Genomic DNA, 26,350 nt, shown 5'->3' on the forward strand with positions numbered 1-26,350 from the left:
ATTCACCCGATTATCTATTAAATAAAGGTACTCTATTAAGGTTAAATCCAGAGGCTGTGTTTAGTCACTAAAACAGCCTTCTAGTAGAAATAACCTTGGGTTGATGGTGCTCAATAATAATTTCATCACGCTAAAAGAATTAATATAAATTCATAGCATGTTTGACTAACAAATCGTCTGTTGTCTTTCCATATTTCTGTTGCCAAATAATATAGCCAAACTATTTATTTTCAAAATAGTCGTGTGAAAAGCCGCTTACGGTCAAGTAAGCTGGGTGAATGTTAATAAATCGCCTTTGTGTTCAGGTATAAAAACCATTAAACGGATAAAAACACGTAAAAAATCTGATAAATTCACAAAATATGAAATATTAGTCCCAATGCCAGCTTTTTCACTTGATTGACAAAAAAACTTATAAAAGATGCTTATATAAAATATTTTTTGGCGTTTTTTTTAAGAACCTAAATGACAGCTCATAAAACATGTTGTTATATAAGGTTTTTTTGCCGCCAAAGTGTATAACGAAAATCTATCATTGGTTTGCGAAATGACTTTTACATAACATCTGTTCATTTTCCACATTCAATATCTGAAAATTCCTACAATTATTGGCTCATCATCCTAACATTGAACGAAGTGAAATTAATTTTCGCATCTTATTTTTAATACAAACAATATTGTTGTAAGTGGCCTTAAACAAATATTTTGATCAGCCAGGTCTGATGGAAACCTCTCTAAATTAACCACCGCGCTCACTTAGTTATGTCAATTTTTATTTCTTCTACTCGCTTCAAGCCAAAGATAACTGGCTCTGCAATGAGTTGTGGTTTTTACAACAGTGCCATTTGTGTTCAACTGCGTGTTCATCATGCCGAAATTCTAATTGAAGTAGGAACTTGGCGTAGGATCAACGCAGACCTCACGTAATTCACATTTTTCCTTACGAAAGGAAAGCGGTTTAATCATTTTTTCTTCAATGCGATATCCCTGGCCGCGAATAATCTGAATAAAATCCGCAGGTAGTCCAATTTCAACCAATTTACTTTTCAATTCAATAATAACCTGACTTAACCGCTTATAAGATGACACTAATCCGTTATTATCCCAAACACTTGACATAATATCGGGATAATAAATAACATCCTTGTTAGCATGTTCCAGTAAATAGGTTAACAGCCTCATCAGTGTTCCTGTCCCAAGAATAACCGTATCAATGGTATAATTTTTAAACCTTCTGGTCGTGTAAGTGCGAATCATGACTCCATGAGAGATATGAACATAAATATCGTCACTAATTAGGTACACGAAAACCTCGGAGTTTTTAGTCAAAATCATGTCTGGCTCTCACTGCGGCTAGCAAAAACAATATTCAATAGTTAAATTAAACCAAATTACATTGGTGACATTTAATCATTAACAAAAATATCGCCTATTGATACGATTAGTAAAGGAGGTGATGTGCTTAGATATTCACTCTCCGTACAACATAGATGAACCGTAAAGTATGAAATATTTATCTCATGACAGTGGTTCATCGGTTAACGCTAAATTTCAGGTATATTATCAATGAATAACCCACACAATTAAAATGAAGAATTATTTATTAAGGCAAATAGAGGTGAAATTAATGCGGTGTGTGCAGTGAAGTGAGTTTTTTAGTAACGGCTTGAATTTAAATGATTTTTTATATAAATTTGGTTGTGGAATATACTCTTAATTCCCTTAAGTGATAAAATTAATGATAGTTAAGGTAATTTTAGTGATAAAAAGATACTTCAAAAGTACAGATTATACTCATTTGTATTTGCTAAATGATTGCTTTTAGTTAAAGGATGGCATTGAGCCATGTCCATTACATTAGCTTATTTGAGGTTGAGGTTGAGGTTGAGGTTAGGATAAGTGGAGTTTTGATTTTTAGTCGGACTGTTCAGCAGTCCTGAAAGGAATGATGGGAATGCATAGAAAGTGAGACTAATGGCTTAACATGTTGACATCGTGATTATGCGTGCTCACTAATATTATATTTTCTCAGTGCATACGGTTTTATTGTATCATTATAAAAATAACAGTAATGCAGGTTGTTTTATTTACTCTTGAATTTTATTGCAATAAAGCCAAGGAATGACTTCTGTATGAATAACATAGTCCCCTTTAAAACCAGGGTAAATCCATAACTTTATATCCTTGGGGTTGGCAAAATAAGAGTTTAATATGTTTTTCATATAGTCACTGGTTTCCAGTGGGAGGTGCTCCATGATTTTTTCATCTGTCAATCCAATAACATGAATAGAGTATTCGTTACCATAGGAATCATATTTGAAGTTTATTTGTTGTGTTAATAGGGACTTATTATTTTTTGCTGTAGTCAGTTCGGCTTTAGATGTAATGCTACCCGTTTTTTCTAAAAACGAGAATATAATCACACCAGAAAAAGTCTCCACGCCAGCAGTGCTTACTTTTTCAGTTTTTAGTATAGAGTAGCACTTTATATTTTTTGCGTTATTACTACGATTAAAGGTATAGATAATGATAAAAGAAAGGATAATGATAAAAATAAATGGGGCGACGTATTTCAATGTTCTCATAACATTCCCTTACTTGATCATCAAATAGGATATACAATTTTTCGGCGTATTATTTAACACGTCACAATAAATCAAAGACTCCCTTTTTATTATCGGGTAGGTGGTGTAGTATAAGTTTTTTACTTTATTGCAATTTATTTTTTCATTTTTTATGATTTCTTTTACATTGCTAACATCATAACCTTCTGATAATGAGAATAGATGGCATAATTCAATGTCTTCTACATGGTTGTAGTTCTCGATAGATTTTTCATATGGTGATTTTTTATTGTACAATAAAATTGAAAACAAAGTTATTATTAATATGGAAACCACTACCCACAAACTTGCTCTAAGCATCGAGTTGTTGATTGTTGCATTGTTTGAAGTTTCATCTATTACTATTTCTTCTTTTTTATCCTGCCTTTTCTTTTCTTCATGGGTTATTTCGAGGTCTTTAGATAAGGATAAACCGCGTCTTGGTAGGGTAAGGATAATATCCCCATTCAGTCCGACAACTTCAAATGCACGCCTAATCATCGAAATATGTTGGTAAAAATTATTATTAGTTGTTGTTAAACCTTGTTTTTCCCATGCTTGTTCAAAAAAATAATTTTGCGGTATAACGTTGGGATACTGATCTAAAAGAATATACAAACATTCATTGGTTGGAGCATAAAGACTTACTGACTTTTCTGGTTTATTTATGTTATAGATGATCGCGTTGTTATAATCATAAGCAACAATCTTATTTATAATGGTTAAACTGTTCACATTGGATCCCTTATCATGATTTTCAACAAAAAATCCCTTTACTTAAAAACCACCAAAAATTCAATTTTCTCTTTACTATTATAGTCGTTCCCAACTCTCAGTATTTAAAATATTTAAACACATTGGCAGCATTCATAATGGCATCGATGTACTTTACACTATTGTAAATAGCCGCTAAGGATAAGCTCTTTCAGGTTAAATGCTATAGGGGCTGAACAGCTAGTTCCACCAGAGGTACTTCGTACTAGGCGATTGCGACCAATAGTTATACCGACCTTTATGCCTGTTAGCGCTGATTTTTACATGGATTTCACCCAAAACCAAGGGTACAAGTCAGTTGGATGACGTGAGTACCAAACAGGTGTTTTTCCATTTCAAGTGCGCGCTGTACAGGCCTTTCCCTGTAAATTAGATCAACTCACGCTTATATTTAAGTATGAGTCGATGCGAGTTGTGCCACAGATTGCAGTCAAACGTTATCTGGCTTTTTGTTTCGCAGATCCTAAAAATGGTGAGGAAACGTCTGAAACTAGGTGCGAAACCTGCACATCTTGAAATATTACTGGCACAAAGCATAAATATTCGGCATATTTTTTACACTTCCGCCTAAAATTGTAGGGTTACTCACATTGTTCTATAGTTAAAAAGTTCTAATGTTAATGAAAGATAAGGATGTTGGCTAATACGTGGATGGGTAGAAACTGTCCTTCTTTATTGGTGGGTGATGGCTGCGGGTGATTGGATGATTCACGCATTTGCTGTATCGGAAGATAAATTTAGGGCCGTTGCTGTTTGGATAAAATCGTTTCGTTATACGTCATCGGATAAACGTGATCTAAGGATTGATCTACTGCGGGGTATTGCATTGGTGATGATGGTTGTCGCTCACATCGAAGTGATGTCGTTATTGGATCTTTTTACCTGGGAACGTTTTGGACTGACAACTGGAGCTGAAGGGTTTGTTATTCTTTCTGGATTTATGATAGGCGTAATCAATCGCCAGCGTCTAAAAAAAGAAGTGCTATTAACTGTAAGCTATTCATTGTATCGACGAGCAGCAAAAATATATGTAGTCAATATAGTGATCATCCTTAGCATTTTGCTTCTAACTAAACTAAATTTTATAAATACTTTTGAAGTTACCCATTTTACCGATCGCTTTTCCGGGGTTAGTTATACGTTATACCCACTTTACGAGCAGATAAAAGAATCCTGGTTTAACATGGTGCTCTACCTGCAGATTGGGCCACATCAGAGCCAGATTTTGGGGTTATATTTTTATCTGTTGTTGGTAACGCCTCTTTTTCTCTATCTATTGAAACGTCGGTCGGTCGGTGTGTTGTTATTGTTATCGCTGGTTTTATATATCACCTATTATCTCACGGGGATACGATTTACATCGGCAGAGTTTGAGTTTGCTTTTCCATTGTTGGCTTGGCAATTTATTTATGTCTTAGGGGTGACTATTGGCTGGTACAAAGAAGAGCTGCTTTCGTTAGCCCGTACTCAGGCCGGATTTTGGAGTTTGTCAGTTATTGTGTTATTCACAATGGTCATGATGTTTATTGCACAAAATCATACCAACCCATTTATGCCTTATAACACGATGCTCCATACGATAAATGCGAAAGAATTTAATTGGTTCTATCAGAATTTTGCTGCAAAGAATGCACTAGGGCCACTCCGTGTTATCAATGATTTTAGTTTGCTGATAACGTGTTATCTGGTGTTGAGTTATTTTTGGAAACCAATAAACAAGGTGTGTGGTTGGTTCTTAATAACATTAGGTCAACATTCTTTGTATGTTTTTATTATCCATGTTTATGTTGTTTTGCTGGTTAATCAGTTGGTGGACTTTGGTTTATGGCATCGTGCCTGGTTGCTAAACACACTGGTTCATCTCTGTGCCTTAATGATGTTATGGCTTTTCGCAAAATATGATGTCGGTAGGAGATTCATTCCTAACTGATTTTTATTTTTCGACTCAATCTTGTAAAAAGGGCAGAAATGAAAAATACTCCATCGACTCAAGATAAAGGTCAGATTAGCAAGTTACGTAATAGCATACTTTATGAATTGAAGTATTCTCTCGGAGTGACATTGTCAACTGCGTCATCCAGTGACATCTTTAGCGCATTAGCGCTAGTCGTTCGACGAAGCCAAACGGATGATTATTTTCTCACTCGAGAACGGCATCATCAGGCAAGAAAAAAACGTATTTATTATATTTCTATGGAGTTTCTGATTGGTCAATCTCTACGGAATAACTTAATAAATCAAGGGCTGATGGAGACAGCCAAAGTTGCGCTAGAATCTCTTGGCGTAGATTTTGAAGTTATTGTTAAAAGTGAAGAAGATGCAGCATTAGGTAATGGGGGATTAGGGCGTTTGGCTGCATGTTTCATTGATTCAATGGCAACCTTAGATATTGCTGGTTCTGGTCACGGTATAAAGTATGAGTATGGCTTATTTCACCAACAAATTCAGGATGGTCAACAGGTAGAGAAGCCTGATGACTGGCATTCGGCACACTCACCCTGGCTGATAGAACATCAAAGTCAGGCAATGATAATTCCGCTGTATGGGCGCATAGTTGAAGTAGAAGACCAGCAAGGAAATTACAATCCAATGTGGATGGATTGGAAAATAATTATTGGTGTGCCTCACGACTATCTGGTTTCTGGGTACAATAATCACACCGTAAACTCGTTGCGGTTATACAGTGCTTGTGCTTCAGATTCATTTGATATTCATATTTTTAATCATGGTGATTATCTGAATGCTGTTAATCAAAAAATTGCATCAGAGAATATTTCTAAAGTACTTTATCCCTCCGATGAGGTGCTGGCAGGGAAGGAATTACGCTTAACACAAGAGTACTTTTTGGTGGCTTGTACATTACGTGATGTTATGCATGATTTCTTCTTACTTTCCAATGATCTAAATCAGTTACCTGAGTTTGTAGCCATTCAACTTAATGATACCCATCCGGCTCTGGCGATTGTTGAGCTAATGAGAATATTGGTGGATGAACATACTGTTGATTGGGATATTGCTTGGGATTTAACACAACGGGTTTGCGCCTACACCAATCATACGCTAATGCCAGAGGCGTTAGAGAAGTGGTCGGTTAAATTATTCGAATTGTTATTACCTCGTCATCTACAAATCATCTATGAGATCAATCGCCGTTTCTTACTGGAAATACATAGATGGCGCCCTGAGCGTGCAGATTTATTAGCATCAATGTCTTTGATTGAAGAGACGCCTGAAAAGAAAGTGCGCATGGCCTATCTTGCTATTATTGGTAGTCACAAAGTTAATGGGGTGGCTAAACTTCATTCGGAATTAATTAAATCGAATCTTGTACCTGATTTTTATCATTTAATGCCTGAGAAATTCACTAATCAAACGAACGGTGTTACACCTCGGCGTTGGATTCAGCAGGCTAATCCCCGGTTATCGGCGTTCCTGGATTGTCACGTAGGTCAAGAATGGGTTACCGACCTGACTCTTCTGACCAAACTTAAGTCGTTAGCGAATGAACGTGACGTTATTGCCGAACTCGCCGAAATCAAAAAATTTAATAAAATAAAATTGAGTCAGATAATTACTCGTCAGCAAGGAATAATTATCAATCCTGAAGCTATGTTCGACTGCCAGATAAAGCGAATTCATGAATATAAACGCCAATTACTCAACATTCTCTATGTGATAAATCTTTACCTGAAAATTCTGAATGGAAGAGGGGCTGTTTCGCCGAAAGTTCATATCTTCTCGGGCAAAGCTGCACCGGGTTATGCAATGGCTAAATTGATCATCCAGTTAATCAATCAAGTTGCTCTTAAAGTGAATAATGATCCGAGAGTCAATGAACAACTAAAAGTGGTTTTTTTAGAGGATTATAAAGTCTCACTAGCGGAAAATATTATTCCAGCCGCCGACTTGTCTGAGCAGATATCTACTGCGGGTACTGAAGCCTCAGGTACCAGCAATATGAAATTGGCGATGAATGGTGCGTTAACTATTGGAACACTAGATGGCGCTAATATTGAAATCAGAGATGCTGTTGGTCATGAGAATTTCTATGTGTTTGGCTTGTCTGCGGAGCAAATTGCGGAGAAAAGAGCTAAAGGACGGTCATCATATGACGAGTATTTATCTAATACAGAACTTAAAGAGACTGTTGATTCACTTATTTCAGGTGTTTTTCATGCCGATAAAGCCTTGTTTTCACCGATATTCCATATGCTGGTGAGTCACGGTGACCACTATTTCCATTTGGCTGATTTCGACAGTTATTGTCACGCTCAATATCAAGCATTGACCGACTATAGCGATACTTACAGTTGGCACAAGCGAGCATTAAACACGATAAGTGGTATGGGCGAGTTTTCCAGCGATAGGACTATTCGTGGATATAGCAAGGATATCTGGGGGGAGGACAACTTTAAGTGAAACATTACAAATCACTTGCGGTATTACTTAGTGGACTATTTCTCTGCCCACTGGTGACCGCGAGTGAAACGACTAACACACAAGCTATTAAATTATTTACCAGCCCTTGGTCACGCCTTTTTTCTGGTGATGAGAACACATTTTCAACGGCATTAACCTATAGTTCGCCACTTAAGAAAAAGATGGTTAATGTCCCTACAGGGAAATATACCTCGGAAGAAATATACAAGGTAAATCAGCGGGGGCTTTTTAGTATGCAGTACTCCCCGATAAGTTATCTTTTTGCCAATATGACGGTTCGAGTTCCATTACAAAACACCAGTAAATACAGTACCGACTTTGTTTATAGTTTTGGTTATGACGATTGGCATCCAGGAACTTTTAGCTTGGTTTATGGTAATTACAACGATAGTAATAGTTTTTTCCCTGCGGCTGGTGCTCAAAGAACACGATTCGAACAAGGCTCCTGGACTCTGGGTTACAAATTTAACTTACCCAAGCCGGTCGAGTCCGCATTATTGATTAACAAAGATGACTCACTGATTTGTCAAGTTGGCTATAGCTATGTGCCACGTTATTTCTCTGACGCTTCATCAACCATCAAAGAAAATAAGAACAGTTTTTTAGGGAGTTGTGGCTATACCCTACAGCAACACTATTTTTTGCGTTTGTCCGCATTTTATTACCCTGACAAGAACCAGCAGCAACCTTGGAATTATGATTACACCTATAGTTTTGGCTATACGTCTGGCTACGCTCCGGGGTCTTGGTCGCTCTTTTATGGCAATTATACCGGGACTCGCTACCCGTGGCGGCAGAATGCAAATGCAAATTTTCGCAGTGGGACAATAAACCTTAGTTGGACATTACCCTTGTAAATTGAAGGTGTAAGAATCTGTGCTACGCTTAATTACGCTGTTAATAGTTAAGCTAGCATAATGTTTTTGAAGAGTATGAAATGATCAGGGATGTTGGGCATCCTCTCTTGAAGATGATGTTTGATAAATTATGTTTACACGATGCTCTTGGGTAACTTATGCAATCTCATCTCTCCCCTACAGGTGTGACATCTATTCTTGTTGTTGATGATTCAGCAAGTTACCGCTTTTTACTGGTTAATCTACTGAAAAATTGGCAATTCACTGTTTTTGAAGCAGAAAATGGTCAAGATGCTTTGGCTATTCTCGATGGTAATGCTATCAACATGGTGATCAGTGACTGGGAAATGCCGGTCATGGATGGATTGAAACTCTGTACGACTATCCGTAAGCATTATTTCGATCGGTATATTTATTTAGTATTGATAACCGTGCGGCAATCCGTTGAGGATTTGATCGCGGGTTTAGATGCGGGTGCTGATGACTTTCTGTCAAAACCGATAAATCAAAGTGAGTTACGCGCCAGATTGCATGCAGGCGAACGGATATTAATGTTAGAGGCGACCCTCGATGCCCGTAATAAGAAACTGTCCCAAGCCTATCAACAAATAGAAGATGATTTGCAGGCTGCGGCAAAATTGCAACGGAGTGTTTTGCCCGCCGAGAAACTAATGGTGAGTGGCTTTCAAGCCGAATGGATGTTTATACCATCCGCCTATGTCTCGGGTGACCTGTTAAGTTTTTTCCAACTGGGCAATCAGCACATTGGTTTTTACAGTATTGATGTTGCAGGGCATGGTGTGGCGGCAGCGATGCTCTCACTGTCAGTTGCCCGCCAATTTCTTAATGGGCGCACGGTGGATAATTTATTGATTTCACCAGCAGATACCGCCTCTGGTTATCGAATTACCCCGCCACATAAAGTTGTAGGTGAACTTAATCGTCGTTTTTGTATAGAGAATGATGATATAGCCAGTTATTTCACTCTTATCTATGGCGTTATTGATGTTCAAACGGCAAGTGGTGTGCTTTGTCAAGCAGGGCATCCAACACCTTTTATTGTCAGTAGCGCTGGCCAGATTACCCCGATTGGTGACGGTGGTGCGCCGGTTGGACTGATTGATTCAATGGACTACCAGGATACGGAGTTTGCTCTTAATTCAGGTGACCGGCTCTATTTATTTACTGATGGCATCGTTGAGTGTGAGAGTGCTGAGCAAGAGCTATTTGGAGAGCGTCGATTACAAGACTTACTGGCCGTGGGTTCGCGGGACAGTATGCAAGCCGTTTTTCAGCAAGTGCAGCAGGCATTGAAATGCTGGCACCCGATACAAAAAGATGAGCATCAAAGTGATATTCAGAATGGGCGTTCTCTATTTAGTGATGATATCTCGTTACTGGTGATCGAACACAACAACAATTCCCCTCTCCTAACGGCATTGTAAGGAAGAAATAATGAACTTTGAAACTCAGACAATTGACAATGTATTGGTGATAACCCCCTTGATCAGGCGACTGGATGCATCAGTTTCCCTGAAATTTAAGGAAGATATACAAGCAATGATTGCCCAAGGGAACAAAAATATTTTATTGGATTTTAGTCGGGTAGATTTCATCGACAGTAGTTGTTTAGGGGCCTTGGTTTCATTGTTGAAAACCTTAAATGGGAAAGGCGAGCTTGCTATTTGCTCACTGAATAACAATATCCACGGAATGTTCAAGTTAACCCGGATGGATAGGATATTTACTATCGGAGCTAATCAACCCGATACATTACAGCAGATGCATTCCGTAGCACCTTAATTTGTAAGGAATACCTATTTATGAAAGCGATGATCCTTGCTGCCGGAAAAGGAACCAGAGCCAGACCACTGACAACTATATTGCCAAAGCCAATGATCCCATTGATTCGTAAGCCTATTATGGAGTCGATTATTGAGCATTTAAGAAAATATGGGTTTAATCAGTTAATGGTGAATACCAGCTATCTATCTGTGGATATCGAAAATTATTTTCGTGACGGTCATGCCTGGGGTGTGGAAATAGGTTACTCCTACGAAGGTATTATGGAGGGTGATACTTTTGTCGACAATGTTTTGGGTTCCGCTGGCGGAATGAAACACATCCAAAATTTCTCAGGTTTTTTTGATGAAACCTTTGTGGTTGTGTGTGGTGATGCATTAATTGATGTGGATTTCGATCAAGTATTGGCTTTCCATCGGGCCAGAAAAAGTGTAGCAACCTTGGTTATGCGCCCGGTCTCCGCGGATCAGGTAAATAAATACGGTATTGTTGTCACTGATGAGCAAGGCAGAGTCAGTAAGTTTCAGGAGAAACCTAAAACTGAAGATGCGTTATCAAACAATGCCAATACCGGTATCTATGTTTTTGAACCAGAGATATTTGATTATATTCCTGATGGTGTCGAGTATGACATTGGTAGCCAGTTGTTCCCTAAACTTGCTGAATTAGGTGTTCCTTTCTACGGTATTGCCTTGCCATTCCAATGGGTTGATATTGGATCGCTACAAGATTTTTGGCATGTGAACCGTATGATCCTTAATCAGGATTTACCCAATTATCCCATGCCGGGAATTAAGATTGCACCTCAAATCTGGTGCGGGCTTAATGTTAAAGCCGACTTTTCGACCTTAGATATCGAAGGGCCAGTCTATATTGGCAGTAGTACAGAAATACAGCCTGGCGTGACGATTAAAGGCCCAACGATTATTGGCGCGGGGTGTTTATTAGAGCAGGGCGCTATTATCGATCAAAGTTTTATTGCTGATTATACCCGCGTCGGCGGTATCGCACATTTGCATCAACAGATGATATTTACCGGGAAAGTTATCTCACCGGATGGTACGGCAATTGATTTATCTGAAGCCGGTCTAAACTGGCTCATTGATGATAAGCGGCGCAAAGACATCATTATGGCGGAGACATCTTTGTTCAATGAGTTTTTGCACAAAGAAACGTTGATATGAGCTATCCGCAGAGTGACTCGCAGGGCTGGTTAATGAGAATAAGCCTGCCGGCTTCATTGTCTAGCCTATGTATTTTACATGAAAAGTTACTTGAATTTATTCAGCCATTACAGGTTGACTCAGCTAGCAGTTATGCCGTGGAACTTGCATTAAATGAAGCATTTATCAATATTGTAAAGCATGGTGTTAACTATGATGCCACTCAAAATATTATTATTGTGATGCATTATGGCAATAATCAACTAGCCGTGACTTTACAAGATAAAGGTAAGCCTATACCCGCAGAATTTTTGCAAAATAAAAGCGGGTTATCTCATTTTCCTGAGCTATCAGCACCAGACTCCTGGCCTGAGAATGGAATGGGCATGATGATGATGTTTAATGCCGTTGATGACATCAGTTATAAAGTAAAAGAGGGAGTCAATTATCTATCGTTGATAAAGAAAATAGAAGAGCAGACGTGAATATTGTGTTTGTTTGTAAAATGAGGCTCTCTGAACTCCCCCTAAAATGGGCTGATTTATCTCACTTATTTTCATGGATTGGCTGAGGTTGTGATAATGGCTTTTTATTTCTCTTCGTTTGAAAACAGGAAACCACCATTACCACTAAAAACTCATTGGGCTATTGAGTTTTTATGGCAAAGCCTGGCGGTTGCCGCACTCATCTTGGGGGCAAACTATATCCGCTGGCGCTGGATGAACTCACTTAATTACGATGCGCTTTGGTATGCCATCCCGTTGGTAATGGCTGAAACGCTGGCCTTTATTGGTTCTGCTTTATTTACGATAAACCTCTGGAAAGTTAGAGATATTCCTGTCCCTTCAGTACCTGAAACAATCGATGATTGTATAGCCCCTGAAGAGACGCAAGAAAGGCGCCAGATAAAAGTTGATTTGTTTATTGCCACCTATAATGAAGATGTCGAATTGGTGCGCTTATCAATTCGGGATGCACTGACCGTAACTTATCCTTTCCCTTTGGATTATCGCATTCATGTACTGGATGATGGTAAACGAAGTGAAATGGAGGCTGTCGCAAAAGAAGAGGGCGTTAATTACTTAAGTCGGGAAAATAATATCGGTTATAAAGCAGGTAATCTTCGTCATGGTCTGGATATGACTGACGGTGATTTTATTATTATCTGTGATGCGGATACCCGAGTTTTCCCCACAATATTAACTCATACATTGGGTTATTTTCGTGATGTAGATGTTGCTTGGGTCCAGACTCCTCAGTGGTTTTATGATTTACCGCAGGGTAAACGATTACCGGTGTGGGCAAAGCAAAAGTTAGGTTCAGCAGGCTATTTTATTGGTAAAGGGATAGAGAGATTGGTTGGCCCACTTACGGTGGGACATGATCCTTTTTTTAATGATCCACAAATGTTCTACGATGTCATTTTACGCAGACGCAATTGGGCTAATGCCGCTTTTTGTTGCGGTGCTGCATCTGTTCATCGTCGTGAAGCTATTATGCAAGCTGCACTGCGCCGCTATGTAGACAGTATAGAAGATGAGATCGAGCACTATACAGGCGACGTAACTGATAATGAAACTAAAGCCGATTTGGTTCAGGCCATGCTGCCTCATGTGATACATGATACTGAAGTGATGCCGTATAAATTTCATGTATCAGAAGATATCTATACCTCTATCGTTTTACATGGTGATCCTGGTCGTAAATGGCGATCTGTCATGCACCCAGAAATAGAATCAAAAATGCTTTCGCCACAGGACTTACTGACTTGGATGATCCAGCGATTTAAGTATGCAGCAGGTTCAATGGATATTGCCTTACATGACAGACTTTTCACCAGTAAACGGATTAAGCTCAGTGCGATACAAAAATTAATGTATGGCACCACCTTCTGGTCCTATTTTGCGTGTGTCTGGAATACGGTATTCTTGATTGCTCCGCTAATTTATCTCTTCACGGGTATCCCCCCTGTTTCGACTTACTCATCGCCTTTTTATCTGCATTTTCTACCCTTCATGATTGTCTCTGAATTAGCGTTTATGTTTGGCACTTGGGGTATCTCTGCGTGGGACGGGAAATCGTCTTTTCTTGCTTTATTTTCCATGAATCTACGAGCACTGGATACTGTACTCCGAGGAGAGAAAATCAAATTTCATGTGACGCCCAAAGAACGTCAACAGGGCAACTTTTTATCTTTGGTTAAGCCTCAACTTGCTATTATCGGGCTGACTTTATTGGGGTTGATTTGGGGAGCGATTCAGATAGCAGAAGGAAACATTAAAGATCCCTCAGGCTTTGTAATCAATATCTTTTGGGGGGCCGCTAATATTGCAGCCATGATGCCGATGGTTTTAGCGGCACTTTGGCAACCTGAACATGCTGAATCCAATTTACAGGAGGGTTCCTGATGTCATTTAAATATAACCTCCTTAAGGCGAGAAGTTATTTGGCGATGGTGATTGGTATTTTAATCGCTTTTTCTATTGTGTTGTATGTCGAGAATAATTCCGAAGATAGTGGTGATTCCCGTGTTCATATCGCCACCAGTATTGGACGACCATTAATACCAAGTCCAAGGCCACTGAATCCTGAAGAAATGATTTGGGCTAAAGCAGCATGGCAATATTTTGTTAATAATACACAGCCGAGTGGTTTAGTGAATTCAGTGGATAAATTCCCATCGTCGACAATGTGGGATACCAGTAGTTATTTTATGGCACTGATTTCTGCTAAACGAATTGGCATTATTCAGCAAGATGAGTTTGATAGTCGTATCAGTAATGCATTAGGTGCATTGGCTAAACTGCCGCTGTTTGAAGGTAAATTACCCAATAAAGCGTATAACACGCAGACATTATCTATGGTGAATTACATAAATCAGCCCAGTTCTCTAGGGATCGGTTGGTCGGCTATTGATATTAGCCGCATGATGGTGCCATTAAATATATTGGTATGGAATTATCCCCAACATGCTGTTGAGGTTAATAATGTTATTTCGCGTTGGCATTTAGACGCGTTAGTGGCCAATGATCAATTACAAGGCTCGGTGCTTGATGATAAAACGCAGGTCATTTCATTGCATCAGGAAGGGCGTATAGGATATGAGCAATATGCTGCTCGGACCCTGCAACTTGTAGGTATTAATGCCAGTTTGGCCCTTGATTACACGGCGCATCTGAAATTTATTAAAGTTGAAGGGATACTGATACCTGATGATGATCGTATTTCGCAAAAAGAGGGAGCAAATACATTTATTGTCAGCGAGCCCTATATTTTAACGGGATTAGAACTGGGTTTTGATCACTATTCATCTGAATTAGCCTGGCGGGTTTTTAAAGCTCAGGAAAATCGTTTTCAACGTACCGGTATATATACTTCCGTCAGTGAGGATCATGTCGATCAGGCTCCTTACTTTATTTATAGCACGCTGCATTATGCTGATGAAGATTGGGCTGTTATTACGGATAAAGGTGAACGTGTCAATCAGTTACGACAGTTATCAACCAAGTCGGCATTTAGTTGGTATGCCTTATGGCGCACACCTTATAGTGAACAGACACGGGATCAATTAAGTCGTTTGATGGATCCGAGCAAAGGTTGGTATAGCGGTATTTATGAAGCTAGCAATAAGGTAAATACGTCACTTAATGCCAATACCAATGGCGTAGTGTTAGAAAGTCTGGCTTTTATCAATGGTGGAAAACTACTTTGTGCTGGCTGTACTCAGGCGATACAGCCAGTCGGCACAACGAATAAATAACTGAAGTAGGAAGATTGTATGATGATAAATCAGTCAGTTTTGCGAAGGTCAAGTCTGTTCGTTAAGGTTGTATGCTCGATATTGACGCTATTGGCAATGTTGTCTTTTCATGCCGGTGCCACATCGTCGGGTGATAAATTAGCCGCTGAAACCTATCCCGTCCGCCACGGCGAATTAACGCCGAGGGAGATGGCGGTTGCAGTCAATGCCTGGCAATATTTTGTCCATAATTTGCAGCCTACAACTGGGCTTGTTAATGCAGTTAATAATTATCCTTCGACCACCATATGGGATAGCGCATCTTATTTGGCGGCACTGGTGTCGGCACGTGAGTTGGGTATTATTAATAAGGAAGAGTTTGACCACCGGATGTTACCGTTTTTAAAGACACTGAATAATATTGCACTATTCCAAGGGCAATTACCCAATAAAGCTTATAACACCATCACCGCAGAAAAAGTTAACTATATGAATAAACCCGGTGAAATAGGATTTTCAGCTCTCGATACTGGCCGTATGCTAATTTGGCTTAAAATTATTAAGGAACGCTATCCTGAATATGCTAATAGCATTGATAATGTGGTTTTGGGTTGGGATTTTTCACATGTTATAGATGATTGCGGTACGTTATATGGGGCGATATTAGATAAAAATAACGCACCTCAGTATGTACAGGAAGGGCGACTGGGTTATGAAGAGTACGCCGCCAGTGGTTTCCAACTTTGGGGTTTTTCTACCTGTCAGGCATCGCGCCCTGAACCTTATGATTTGGCTAAAATTTATTGTGTATTAGTCCCTTATGACTCTAGGGATGCACGCAAAACGAATCAACACAACTACGTAGTTACTGAGTCGTATATCTTACATGGCTTTGAGATGGGGTGGGATCGCAGTAATGATCGAGCTAATAAATCTGGGAGCTACAGTCATCCTTGGATGAAAGACTTCGCCAATCGGGTCTATCAGGCACAGGAAAACCGCTACCGTGAAACGGGGATACTTACTGCACGTTCAGAACATCAGTTAGATCGCGCCCCTTACTTTGTTTATGACACGGTTTTTTCCGATGGCTATAACTGGAACACTATTACCGATCAGGGCGTTTTTGTCCCTGAAAATGCGGCAGTGTCATTAAAAGCTGCGCTAGGCATGTGGGTATTATGGCATTCGCCGTACACTGACCGATTATTTGATGCAATAGAAAATGCCAATGTTAAGGATGTCGGCTTCAACGAGGGTCTCTACGAAAATGGCAAAGGGCCAATTAACGAGTTCACAGCAAATAATAATGGCATCATGTTAGAAGCGCTATTATTTAAAAAAGAAGGGAAAATACTCCGTTTCACCAGTGGGGATCCTGGGCACAAAGATTATATTCCATCGTTGTGGGAACGGCAGTTAATTAATGCTTTTGATGATAATAATAGTAAAAGAAATCGGCCGTTTATTGATGCAACACCAAGCTTAGCCGCATTTTGTGATCAAACGGGTATCGCGATACGTAAAGCACCAAACTGTAAGAGTTGCCAGTGTGCCCAATGCCAGGATGACTCTGCCAGTAATAACATATTTAAACTACCTGCTACGGCGACATCATCATGCGCAAAACAGTGAGGTGTTCCGCGCTTGCCTTGGTGATAGGGGCTGGGATACTTAGTGCTGCGTTTATTGGCGGTATGTCTGTCGGTGCCAGTATTAATCAAAGCGCCGTTACCTATTCTGTCCGTAGTGGAGTGTTATCAGATACTGAGCAATTGTGGGCGAAAGTAGCCTGGCGTTATTTTGTTAATAATACGCAAGTAGGAACTGGGTTGGTTAATTCGCTGGATAATTATCCGGTTGTTAATCTCTGGCAAATTGGCGATACACTGGTCACATTAACTGCAGCAGCCCAATTAGGGCTGATCAATCGGCAGGAGTTTGATCAGCGCTTATCACTATTATTGGCAACGATCAGCCATTTACCTTTGGTGGGGGGGGAAACGCCAAATCTGCGTTACAGCACCATCAACGGACAGATGATTGACTATGCTAACCAGCCAAAACCGTTAGGGTGGTCCGCACAAGATATAGGCCGCTTGATGGTTGGTTTAAAAGTTGTCGCACGTTTTTATCCTGAATATGCAGAGTATCTGGATAAGGTTCTATTACGATGGAATTTCTGCCAGGTTATTGATGGCAATGGTGAGTTGCTGAAATCAGTTACTGTTAATGGTCAGTTTATAGCCAAGCCAGAAGGGGTGTTAGGTTACAGCGAATATACCGCTGGTGCGTTTGGACTGTGGGGTTTTCCTGTGGGAATATCAGCTAATCTTCCTTATAACACCACGTTTATTTATGGCATACCCATCGATTTCGATATTAGAGATGCCCGAACAACCTATGTACCCTCTGTTGTGGTCAGCTTACCTTATTTACTTACTGCAATGGAATTAAGAAGTACCCCAACATTTAAACAGCAAAAAAAACGTATTGATAATGTCTATCGGGTACAGGAACAACGGTGGCAAAAAGAACATATATTGACGGCACGTAGTGATTATTTCACCTCAGTTGCGCCATACCACGTTTACGATACGGTGTTCGCTAATGGTTACCATTGGAATACTATCAGCGAGGACGGGCAATTTCATCCTGATCTGGCGCTGGTATCAACACGCGCTGTGTTTGGTTTATGGGTCTTGTGGAATAGCCCTTATACCGATGCATTAATGCAGTTGACTCAGATGCAGCGTGATGAACAACGCGGATGGTATGAGGGGCGTTATGAAAATAATGGTGCGTATAACAAGACAATTAGTCTGACCACTAACGCTATGGTATTAGAAACGCTGCTCTATAAAACGGCGGGAAACTTAATTAATACCGAGTCTGGTGCGGGATATCTTGAAGTAAGTATGAGCGATGTTTTTTCACGGCCACAATTATGCCTACCGCAAGAAAGAGTCATCCGTCGAGAGGTGGCATCGAAATGAACATTACTTATCGGTGCAGAGCTTCAATTTTAAGTTTGGGATTTCTTTTACAACTTATCTCGTCGGGTGCTATTGGTCAGTTACCCTCTACTTTGGATTTGTCAGGTCAGTGGCGAATACGGGATGGCAATCCGCCAGCCTCTGCAGCCTGGCGTGACACACTGGATGACAGCCAGTGGCAACATCTGAAAGTGCCCGCTAATTGGTACAGTGAGGGCGTCGACCATCAAGGTGTATTATGGTATCGCACTCGGTTTACATTACCGGCTTTAGATACCGATTATATGGCGACCTTGGTATTCGATGGCGTCGACTATCAAACAGATGTTTGGCTCAACAATCAGCAAGCAGGGCAACATAAGGGTTATTTTCAGCGGTTCAGCATTGATATCACTGATACAGCTCGAATCGAGAATGTGCTGGCGGTGCGTGTAGATAGCCCTTACGAAACTCCGGGGAAAGTTTGGTCGTTTCATAAGCAACTGGTTAAGGGCGTGTTCAACCATCATGATACCCGGCCGGGTGGAGCGTGGTCGGATCGCGGACAGGATGCTAATTCAGGCGGTATCTGGGCTCCGGTAACGTCACATATCAGCCGTGGCGCGGTTATAGACAATGTCCTGGCTGTACCTGACTGGTCACGAGGGCTTGAACATCCGATTCTAAAGGTGAGTTTGGATTATCGTGCTAACCGCAACCGCTCCGTTGTTATGTTGCTGCGCCTGATACCTGATAATTTTATCGGGCAATCTTATCAACTGGAAAAAAATGTTTCACTGCTGGCCAGCCAACATGATGCACAAACGCTCACTGCTAATTTTGCTCTTGATAACCCCGCATTGTGGTGGCCGTCTGGTCATGGGAAACAAAATCTTTATCGGCTGGAGGTCAGTTTCTCAGACCGTTTGGGCATGATGGATGTAACTCATGTTCGCACTGGCTTACGGCAAATAGCGACAGATCCCCAAGAGCAAAGTTGGTTAATCAATGGCAAGCGTCTTTTCATTAGAGGGACTAACTATATTGGTAGCCCGTGGCTGGGGAGCTTAACGTCAGCCGATTATCGCCGTGATTTAGTTATGATGCAGCAGGCCAATATCAATGCCATAAGGGTGCATGCCCACGTGGCTGGCCGGGCGTTGTACGACCTGGCGGATGAGATGGGGATGTTACTCTGGCAAGATTTCCCACTGCAATGGGGATATGATAATTCAGCCACTTTTGCCCAAGAAGCAGCAAGACAAGCCGCTGATATGACACGGCAGTTTGGTAGCCATCCAGCGATTGTGTTGTGGTCTGGGCACAATGAACCTCCCTGGGATGCCACATGGATGCAATATCGTTATCCAGACTGGCGGCCTGATATCAACCGAGCGTTAACCGCGAGCGTTGCGCAGGTGCTTAGTCAGGATAATAGCCGCATTATTCATGCTCACTCATCAACCGCCGAGCACTATTGGCAAGGTTGGTATTCAGGGCAGAAAAGTGACCACCTTAAACCGGCAAACAACTCAATAATTAGCGAGTTTGGTGCACAGGCCTTACCCGATTTGACCACGCTAAAAAACTTCATTCCACCTGCGGACTTATGGCCAAAGACTACCGATAAAACGGATGAAGGTTGGCGTATCTGGGCATATCATAATTTTCAACCTCATGAGACATTTGAGTTAGCTAAAGTGACTCGCGGGCCAAATATCAGTACGTTTATCAAGAACAGCCAACAGTATCAGGCAAGTTTAATCCAACTCGCCGCAGAGAGTTATCGACGCCAACGTTACCAACCGGTTGCTGCTTTATTTCACTTTATGTTTACTGAGAACTGGCCGTCAATTAACTGGGGAATTGTTGATTATCTCCGTCATCCTAAACCCGGTTATTTTGCCTTGCAGCAAGCTTACCAACCCGTTTTACCTTCTATTGAGCCTAAAACAGAAAATTGGGTTCAGGGGCAGACCGGGCGCATTGGGTTATGGGCCATCAATGATAACTGGCATGACTATCCGCAGGCTTCGTTACATTGGAAAATATTGCAAAGTGGTATGACGTTATCTGAGGGGGTGCAGGACATAAATCTGAAGGCGGATAGCGGTCTAAAAGTGATTGAATTACAAGTTATCCCTCGCAGTGCTGAAACGATAAAGGTGATAAGCGACATTCTCAACCGCCAGGGAACGGTATTAGGCCATAATGAACTACAACTTTATGTTCAGCCCTGACTGATACAGTTTTCTTTGGGTAAAAAAGACGTAAGCTAGTTTTGATTGTGACCAATACTATCTTAAGTTGCACAGTGATCCTATGCTTTAGCCAATAATGATTATAAGGGTATAGATATTATATGAATACTTCTCCGCTTAATACCCATACGCAGCAATCGGCTTCTTGGTTTTCATTTAAGTTACAGCAAAATGTTTTGCTGCCGCTGTTCATTTTCATTATTGGCTTGGTTATTTCAGGTGCAGGGGCATGGTGGCTTTATAGCGAAATCGAAACCAATGCAAAAATAGATTTTCAACGTAATGTCGATCGAGTCTCTGGAGAAGTTGTTCGGCGTTTCTCTCAGCCAATATATGGGTTAAATGGGATAAGAGGTGCTTATGCTACCAACAGTCATTTAACCCGTGAACAATTTCATGCTTATGTTGCCTCGCGTAATTTGCCGGTGGAGTTCCCTGGCGTGAGGGGATTCGGTTTTATTCAACGAGTGCCGCGCAGCCAGTTAAATGAGTTCATTACTGATACTCGAGCTGACGGAGCTCCTGCATTTGCTCTTCGTCAGCTTCAGGATAAACAGCATGATGATTTGTATATTATTAAATACATTGCGCCAGCAGAAAAAAACCAAGGTGCAGAGGGGCTGGATATTGGTTCTGAATCGATCAGGCGAGAAGCCGCATTATTGGCAATAAATAGCGGAAAACCCACGCTTTCCGGCACTATTCATCTGGTTCAGTCTAACGTTAAAACTCCCGGCACATTGCTTTTTGTCCCGGTTTATAAGTCGGGCACCTATCCTACGACACAGGCTGAACGGCAGGCATCATTGGTTGGTCTGCTGTATTCACCCATTGTGATTGCTGATCTATTACGTGATATTCCAGAGTTTATGAATGGGCGAGTGGATGTTGAGTTGTTTGATAGTCTCAACGATTTATCTAATAAAACGATGATTTTCGATGCAGATGGCAGTAAATACGGCAATTTAATACCAAATGAAAAGCATCATGATGGAGCAATAGCTGCCAGAATATTTCACAATACCAGCGTCTTGCCACTACCTGGTCGAGAAATGACACTGCGAGTCAGCAGTACACCAGTGTTTGAAGCTTTCACCGAACGTTATGCACCTTGGTTGGTGTTCGCTTTTGGTTTTTTGCTAAGTTCGGCATTGGCTTTACTTATTCGCCAGCAAATCAGTGGGCGTAATCGGGCAGAGATGCTGGCTCGGAATATGACCGCCAATCTTGAACGTCTGGCTTTAGTGGCTAAGAACACCTCTAACGCCGTCGTTATTACCGATGTGAAGCGTAATATTGTCTGGGTTAATGAGGGTTTTGAACGTATTACCGGATACAGTCTAGCCGAGGCATTAGGCAAGTCGCCGGGGAAATTACTGCAATGCAGTAATACAGACCAAGGCGTAGCAAGGGCGATGAAAATTGCGTTAGATGCTGGAGAGTCATTTAAGGGCGAAATAGTCAATCGCACAAAGTCAGGTAGAGAGTATTGGATTGAGCTGGAGATTCAACCTCGCTATAACGATAAGAATGAACCCATCGGCTTTATGGCGATTGAATCAGATATCAGTGAGCGTAAAGCGACTTATCAACGTCTTGAAGCAGCATTACGTGAAAATAATGCTTTACTCAGTACGCTTAATTTACACGGTATTATCTCTACCGCAGACCGGGAAGGGATAATCACAGATGTTAATGACGCATTTTGCAATATCAGTGGTTACAGTCGTGAAGAACTGATAGGGCAGACTTACCGCTTAGTTGATTCTCATACACATTCGACTGCTTTTTGGCAATCGATGTGGAATGACATTGCTAATGGGATCTCGTGGCGCGGGGAGATCTGTAATAAGGCTAAAGATGGCTCTTTATATTGGGTCGATACTACGATTGCTCCGTTTAACAATAGTACTGGTCAGATTGAGCGATATATTTCCATTCAAGTTGATATTACAGCGAATAAAAATCAACAAACCAATCTGATTATCGCTCGCAATCAATTAGTCAGAGCGGCAGACGTTGCTGAGTTAGGGATTTGGACTTGGAACATTCCAGAAGGCACACTTTCTTTCGATGACCGGATGAATGATATCTATGGGGTCCCTGAGGAATTACATAATGCCCCTATCCCGTTGACGTATTGGTATAGCCTTGTGCATCCCGAGGATATCCCCGAGGTTAAACGTGCGATAAAAGTCGCGCTGGAAAATGAAAGTGTTTATCGTCAGGTTTTCCGTATTATTGTGAGAAACCAAGTCCACTTTATTCAATCGACCGGCACAGTTGAACGGGATGAAAGTGGCAAAGCAATGTTGATGATGGGGATTAATCGGGATATTACGCAACAACGTGAGGCCGAGAATATCCTAAAAACAGCAAGAGAAACTGCTGAAGAAGCCAATAAGGCCAAATCTGCATTTTTGGCTAATATGAGCCATGAGCTACGGACCCCGATGAATGCCATTCTTGGTATGCTGACATTATTGCGTAGAACGGGTCTTGACAGGAAACAAGCTGATTATGCAGTTAAAAGTGAAGCGGCCACTCGCACCTTGTTGCATTTGCTGAATGATATCCTGGACTTCTCCAAAATCGAATCCGGTAAAATGGCACTGGAATGTATCCCCTTTGATATTCATGTGATGCTGCGTGATCTGGCGGTTATTTTATCAAGCAATCTGAAGGTTAAAAAGGTTGAGGTCTTGTTTGATATTGATCCGGCACTCCCCCAGTTTGTTGAGGGCGATAGTATGCGGCTTCAGCAGATATTAACCAATCTAGGCGGCAACGCGCTGAAGTTCACCGAACTTGGTGAAGTAGTGCTTTTCATCAAAGTTATCACGCAGGATAGCCATCATGTGACATTACATTTTGGGGTGCGCGATACCGGGATTGGCATCGCACCAGAGAACCAGGAAAGTATTTTTAGTGGTTTTACACAAGCAGAAGCCTCTACAACGCGCCGATTTGGTGGCACAGGATTAGGGCTAGTAATAAGCCAGCGCTTTGTTGCACTGATGGGCGGGACGCTAGCCTTAGAAAGTCAACCTGGTCAGGGGAGTCTATTTCATTTCACCATAACGCTGCCTCTGCCTTCTTATACCAATTTAGTTATTAATAATGAAAAACCCGATACTCTGGCAGCCAGAGCGCATGCGTTGAACAATTTGCGTGTCTTGGTTGTTGATGATAATCCGACGGCCTGTGACCTGATCAAACAAATGGGGGAATCGCTAAAATGGACCGTTGATGTAGCTACCAGTGGCAATGAAGCACTGCAACTGATGAGACAGCAGCATGATAGTGGTATTACCTACGGGGCGCTATTTATTGACTGGCAAATGCCTGGCTTAGATGGTTGGCAGACCAGCAAATATGTGCGTGAACTGATGCCAGTAGACAACGGTCCTATGATTGTCATGATAACCGCCCATGATCGTGAAATGTTATTACAACGCAGCGAAGAAGATCAGGCATTACTGGACGGTTATCTGGTTAAACCGATCACGGCATCGATGTTGTTGGATTCAGTGATCGATGCATTAAGTGAGCGTAAACAACCTGATATTACGAAACAGGTAATAACTGAACCATCACATCGACTGTCTGGTATAAGACTATTAATTGTCGAAGATAACTTGAATAATCAGCAAATAGCCCGTGAGTTACTTGAGGATGAGGGGGCTGATGTCAGAATTGCCAACCATGGCAAAGAGGCGATTGAGATATTAGAACATCATCCGTCTTTATTTGATCTGGTATTGATGGATTTACAAATGCCGGTGATGGATGGCTACAATGCGACGAAATATATTCGGAAAAGTCTCGGATTAAAGAATTTACCTATTATCGCTATGACAGCCAACGCGATGGCTTCTGATCGTGATGCCTGCCTTGCTGCAGGTATGAATGACCATATTGGTAAACCTTTTGACTTGAACAATTTAATCCAGGTTATACGAAAATACAGTGGAAAAACCGATGTTGCTGCCACGGTTAGCCATATAACCCCTTGCTTGTTATCTGCTGAATTAAAAAATGTTGCGGCAACGGCAGGCATTGATGTGGATTCCGCCATGAATCGATTAGGGGGCGATGTAAAATTATACCAAAAAATGCTATCGCTGCTCAGTGATGATTTGGCTAATTTCCCTACCCAGTTGGAGACATTATTGACTGAAGGCGATTTTATGTCGGCATCTCGTCTGCTACATACTATCAAGGGACTTGCTGCGCAACTGGGGGCAACGGAACTCTCGTTGAGTGCGGGGCAAGGGGAGAAGTTATTTAGCCAGGGTGCGGTACCTACGCCAGATACGATTAATCAATTATTGAGCGAGATGCGAAGTAAAGTATCTGTTATACAATCAGGGTTAATGGTCTTAACTCCAATGCTATCGAATGATAACGCTAATAATGTCGCGGTAGAGGCATTTGATATTCAATCTATTGAGTTAGAAATAAATCGTTTGATACTGCTATTACAAAATTCAGATATGGCTGCGTTAGAGGTGATGAATAAATTAATGATGACGGTTGATAAGCAACTTCATGGACAATTATCTCCCCTTAATGATGCAATAAGCCAACTAGATTTTGCCAACGCTATCAAGTTATGCCAAACCTTGATGGTGAATCTTCCTACTCAGCGAGATAAGAAGATATGACTATAATCCATTCTTTTTCCCAAGATTTGACCTTGAGTTTACCCGGCGCGGGGAAGCCTAAGATCCTTATTGTTGATGATCATCCGATAAATATTCAGATGCTCTATCAAGCATTCTCTTCCGATTATCATGTGTGTATGGCTACCAATGGTAAACAGGCACTCGACGTCTGTATCAGTCAGCATCCAGATCTGATTCTATTGGATATCGAAATGCCCGGTATGAGTGGTTTTGAGGTTTGTGCCAGACTCAAGGCATCGCCAGACACTCAGGATATTCCGGTTATCTTTGTCACTGCGCATATTGATGAAGAAACCGAAACTCGCTGCTTTAGCGAAGGTGCTGTGGATTTTATCAGCAAACCTATTAACAGGAACACTGTTCGGGCTAGAGTGAAAACACACTTATTGCTTAAAGCTCAATCTGACCTATTACGCCAATTAGTTTATTTAGATGGGTTAACCGAAGTACATAACCGGCGTTACTTTGATAAGCAGTTAGATCTGGAGTGGAAACTCTCAAATCGTAACCAAACTCCACTTAGTATGATCATGATTGATGTCGATTTTTTCAAAAAATATAATGACTTATATGGACATCAGGGCGGGGATGATTGCTTGCGGAATATTGCAAAAGTTATCCGGGATGCTCTTCGACGCCCTGCGGATCTGGTGGCCCGCTACGGCGGCGAAGAGTTTGTCTGTTTGCTCCCTGACACTGAATTAGCTGGCGCAATGGAGCTTGCGGAAACTATCAGATTGCAAATTCTTGAGCAGAAAATTCTTCATGCTGGTTCCACTGTTTATCCCTTTGTCAGCATTAGCTTGGGGGTCTGTTGCAAAGAGACTAACAGCACCTGCGCGCCTGAGGATTTGCTGCTGCAAGCTGATTCACAACTGTACCAGGCAAAGAAAAATGGTAGGAATCAAACTTGCGGCGAATTTTTAATGGAATGACAGAAAATTTTTCCCGTAGCCTGAAAGCTGAAAGGGTTAATTACCTACAGAGATAGACTCTCTTCTGTAGGGGGCGAGACTTAGCATCATCGCCTGCGAGTGAGTCTAATCA

The 26,350-nt window shown here is 41.3% G+C and carries 17 protein-coding genes; 14 read left to right on the top strand and 3 right to left on the bottom strand.

Going from position 1 to position 26,350, the window contains the following annotated elements:
* Positions 1-879: 879 nt before the first annotated feature.
* From EL015_RS08580 to EL015_RS08590, 3 genes are all read right to left on the bottom strand, one after another.
* A complete protein-coding gene (locus EL015_RS08580) occupies positions 880-1,335 on the bottom strand; it encodes a winged helix-turn-helix domain-containing protein (RefSeq protein ID WP_080547907.1) in 456 nt (151 codons plus the stop codon).
* Between the two features lie 752 nt (positions 1,336-2,087).
* Positions 2,088-2,585 (bottom strand): hypothetical protein, encoded by a 498-nt coding sequence (locus EL015_RS08585; RefSeq protein WP_005184553.1) that lies wholly within the window; start codon positions 2,583-2,585, stop codon positions 2,088-2,090.
* 9 nt (positions 2,586-2,594) lie between these two features.
* Complete coding sequence (locus EL015_RS08590) at positions 2,595-3,338, bottom strand: winged helix-turn-helix domain-containing protein (RefSeq protein WP_005184550.1); 744 nt, start codon at positions 3,336-3,338, stop codon at positions 2,595-2,597.
* 742 nt (positions 3,339-4,080) lie between these two features.
* On the opposite strand from EL015_RS08590, the gene opgC reads away from it, so the two are divergent.
* The 14 genes from opgC (at position 4,081) to EL015_RS08660 (ending at position 26,238) form a co-directional block, all read left to right on the top strand.
* Positions 4,081-5,307, top strand: coding sequence for an OpgC domain-containing protein (gene opgC, locus EL015_RS08595; protein WP_050413743.1), 1,227 nt, complete (start codon positions 4,081-4,083; stop codon positions 5,305-5,307).
* A 38-nt stretch (positions 5,308-5,345) separates the two neighbouring features.
* A complete protein-coding gene (locus EL015_RS08600; RefSeq protein ID WP_050413738.1) occupies positions 5,346-7,796 on the top strand; it encodes a glycogen/starch/alpha-glucan phosphorylase in 2,451 nt (816 codons plus the stop codon).
* Between the two features lie 53 nt (positions 7,797-7,849).
* Entirely contained in the window at positions 7,850-8,674 is an 825-nt protein-coding gene (locus EL015_RS08605; protein WP_005184544.1) for a hypothetical protein, read from the top strand.
* Between the two features lie 158 nt (positions 8,675-8,832).
* Complete coding sequence (locus EL015_RS08610; RefSeq protein WP_005184543.1) at positions 8,833-10,119, top strand: PP2C family protein-serine/threonine phosphatase; 1,287 nt, start codon at positions 8,833-8,835, stop codon at positions 10,117-10,119.
* A 10-nt stretch (positions 10,120-10,129) separates the two neighbouring features.
* A complete protein-coding gene (locus EL015_RS08615) occupies positions 10,130-10,477 on the top strand; it encodes an STAS domain-containing protein (protein ID WP_005184541.1) in 348 nt (115 codons plus the stop codon).
* Between the two features lie 20 nt (positions 10,478-10,497).
* Positions 10,498-11,661 (top strand): nucleotidyltransferase family protein, encoded by a 1,164-nt coding sequence (locus EL015_RS08620; RefSeq protein WP_005184540.1) that lies wholly within the window; start codon positions 10,498-10,500, stop codon positions 11,659-11,661.
* Positions 11,658-12,125, top strand: coding sequence for an ATP-binding protein (locus tag EL015_RS08625; RefSeq protein WP_230830740.1), 468 nt, complete (start codon positions 11,658-11,660; stop codon positions 12,123-12,125). Before EL015_RS08620 ends, EL015_RS08625 begins: the two co-directional genes overlap by 4 nt.
* A 96-nt stretch (positions 12,126-12,221) precedes the next feature.
* Positions 12,222-14,048: a glycosyltransferase family 2 protein gene (locus EL015_RS08630; protein ID WP_005184535.1), complete on the top strand. Its 1,827-nt coding sequence runs from the start codon at positions 12,222-12,224 to the stop codon at positions 14,046-14,048.
* Positions 14,048-15,400 carry a DUF3131 domain-containing protein gene (locus EL015_RS08635; protein WP_032906136.1) on the top strand — a complete coding sequence of 451 codons (1,353 nt, stop codon included), beginning with the start codon at positions 14,048-14,050 and terminating at the stop codon, positions 15,398-15,400. The genes EL015_RS08630 and EL015_RS08635 overlap by 1 nt, the downstream gene beginning before the upstream one ends.
* Positions 15,401-15,496: 96 nt before the next feature.
* Positions 15,497-17,014, top strand: coding sequence for a DUF3131 domain-containing protein (locus EL015_RS08640; RefSeq protein ID WP_086018941.1), 1,518 nt, complete (start codon positions 15,497-15,499; stop codon positions 17,012-17,014).
* Positions 16,999-18,375, top strand: coding sequence for a DUF3131 domain-containing protein (locus EL015_RS08645; protein WP_071984979.1), 1,377 nt, complete (start codon positions 16,999-17,001; stop codon positions 18,373-18,375). Before EL015_RS08640 ends, EL015_RS08645 begins: the two co-directional genes overlap by 16 nt.
* Positions 18,372-20,594, top strand: coding sequence for a glycoside hydrolase family 2 protein (locus EL015_RS08650; protein WP_050413737.1), 2,223 nt, complete (start codon positions 18,372-18,374; stop codon positions 20,592-20,594). Before EL015_RS08645 ends, EL015_RS08650 begins: the two co-directional genes overlap by 4 nt.
* A 122-nt stretch (positions 20,595-20,716) precedes the next feature.
* Positions 20,717-25,282, top strand: a complete 4,566-nt coding sequence (locus EL015_RS08655; RefSeq protein WP_005184528.1) for a CHASE domain-containing protein — start codon at positions 20,717-20,719, stop codon at positions 25,280-25,282.
* A complete protein-coding gene (locus EL015_RS08660) occupies positions 25,279-26,238 on the top strand; it encodes a diguanylate cyclase (RefSeq protein ID WP_042568195.1) in 960 nt (319 codons plus the stop codon). The genes EL015_RS08655 and EL015_RS08660 overlap by 4 nt, the downstream gene beginning before the upstream one ends.
* Positions 26,239-26,350 lie beyond the last annotated feature (112 nt).

This window comes from Yersinia intermedia, assembly GCF_900635455.1.
In the GTDB taxonomy this organism is placed as follows: Bacteria; Pseudomonadota; Gammaproteobacteria; order Enterobacterales; family Enterobacteriaceae; genus Yersinia; species Yersinia intermedia.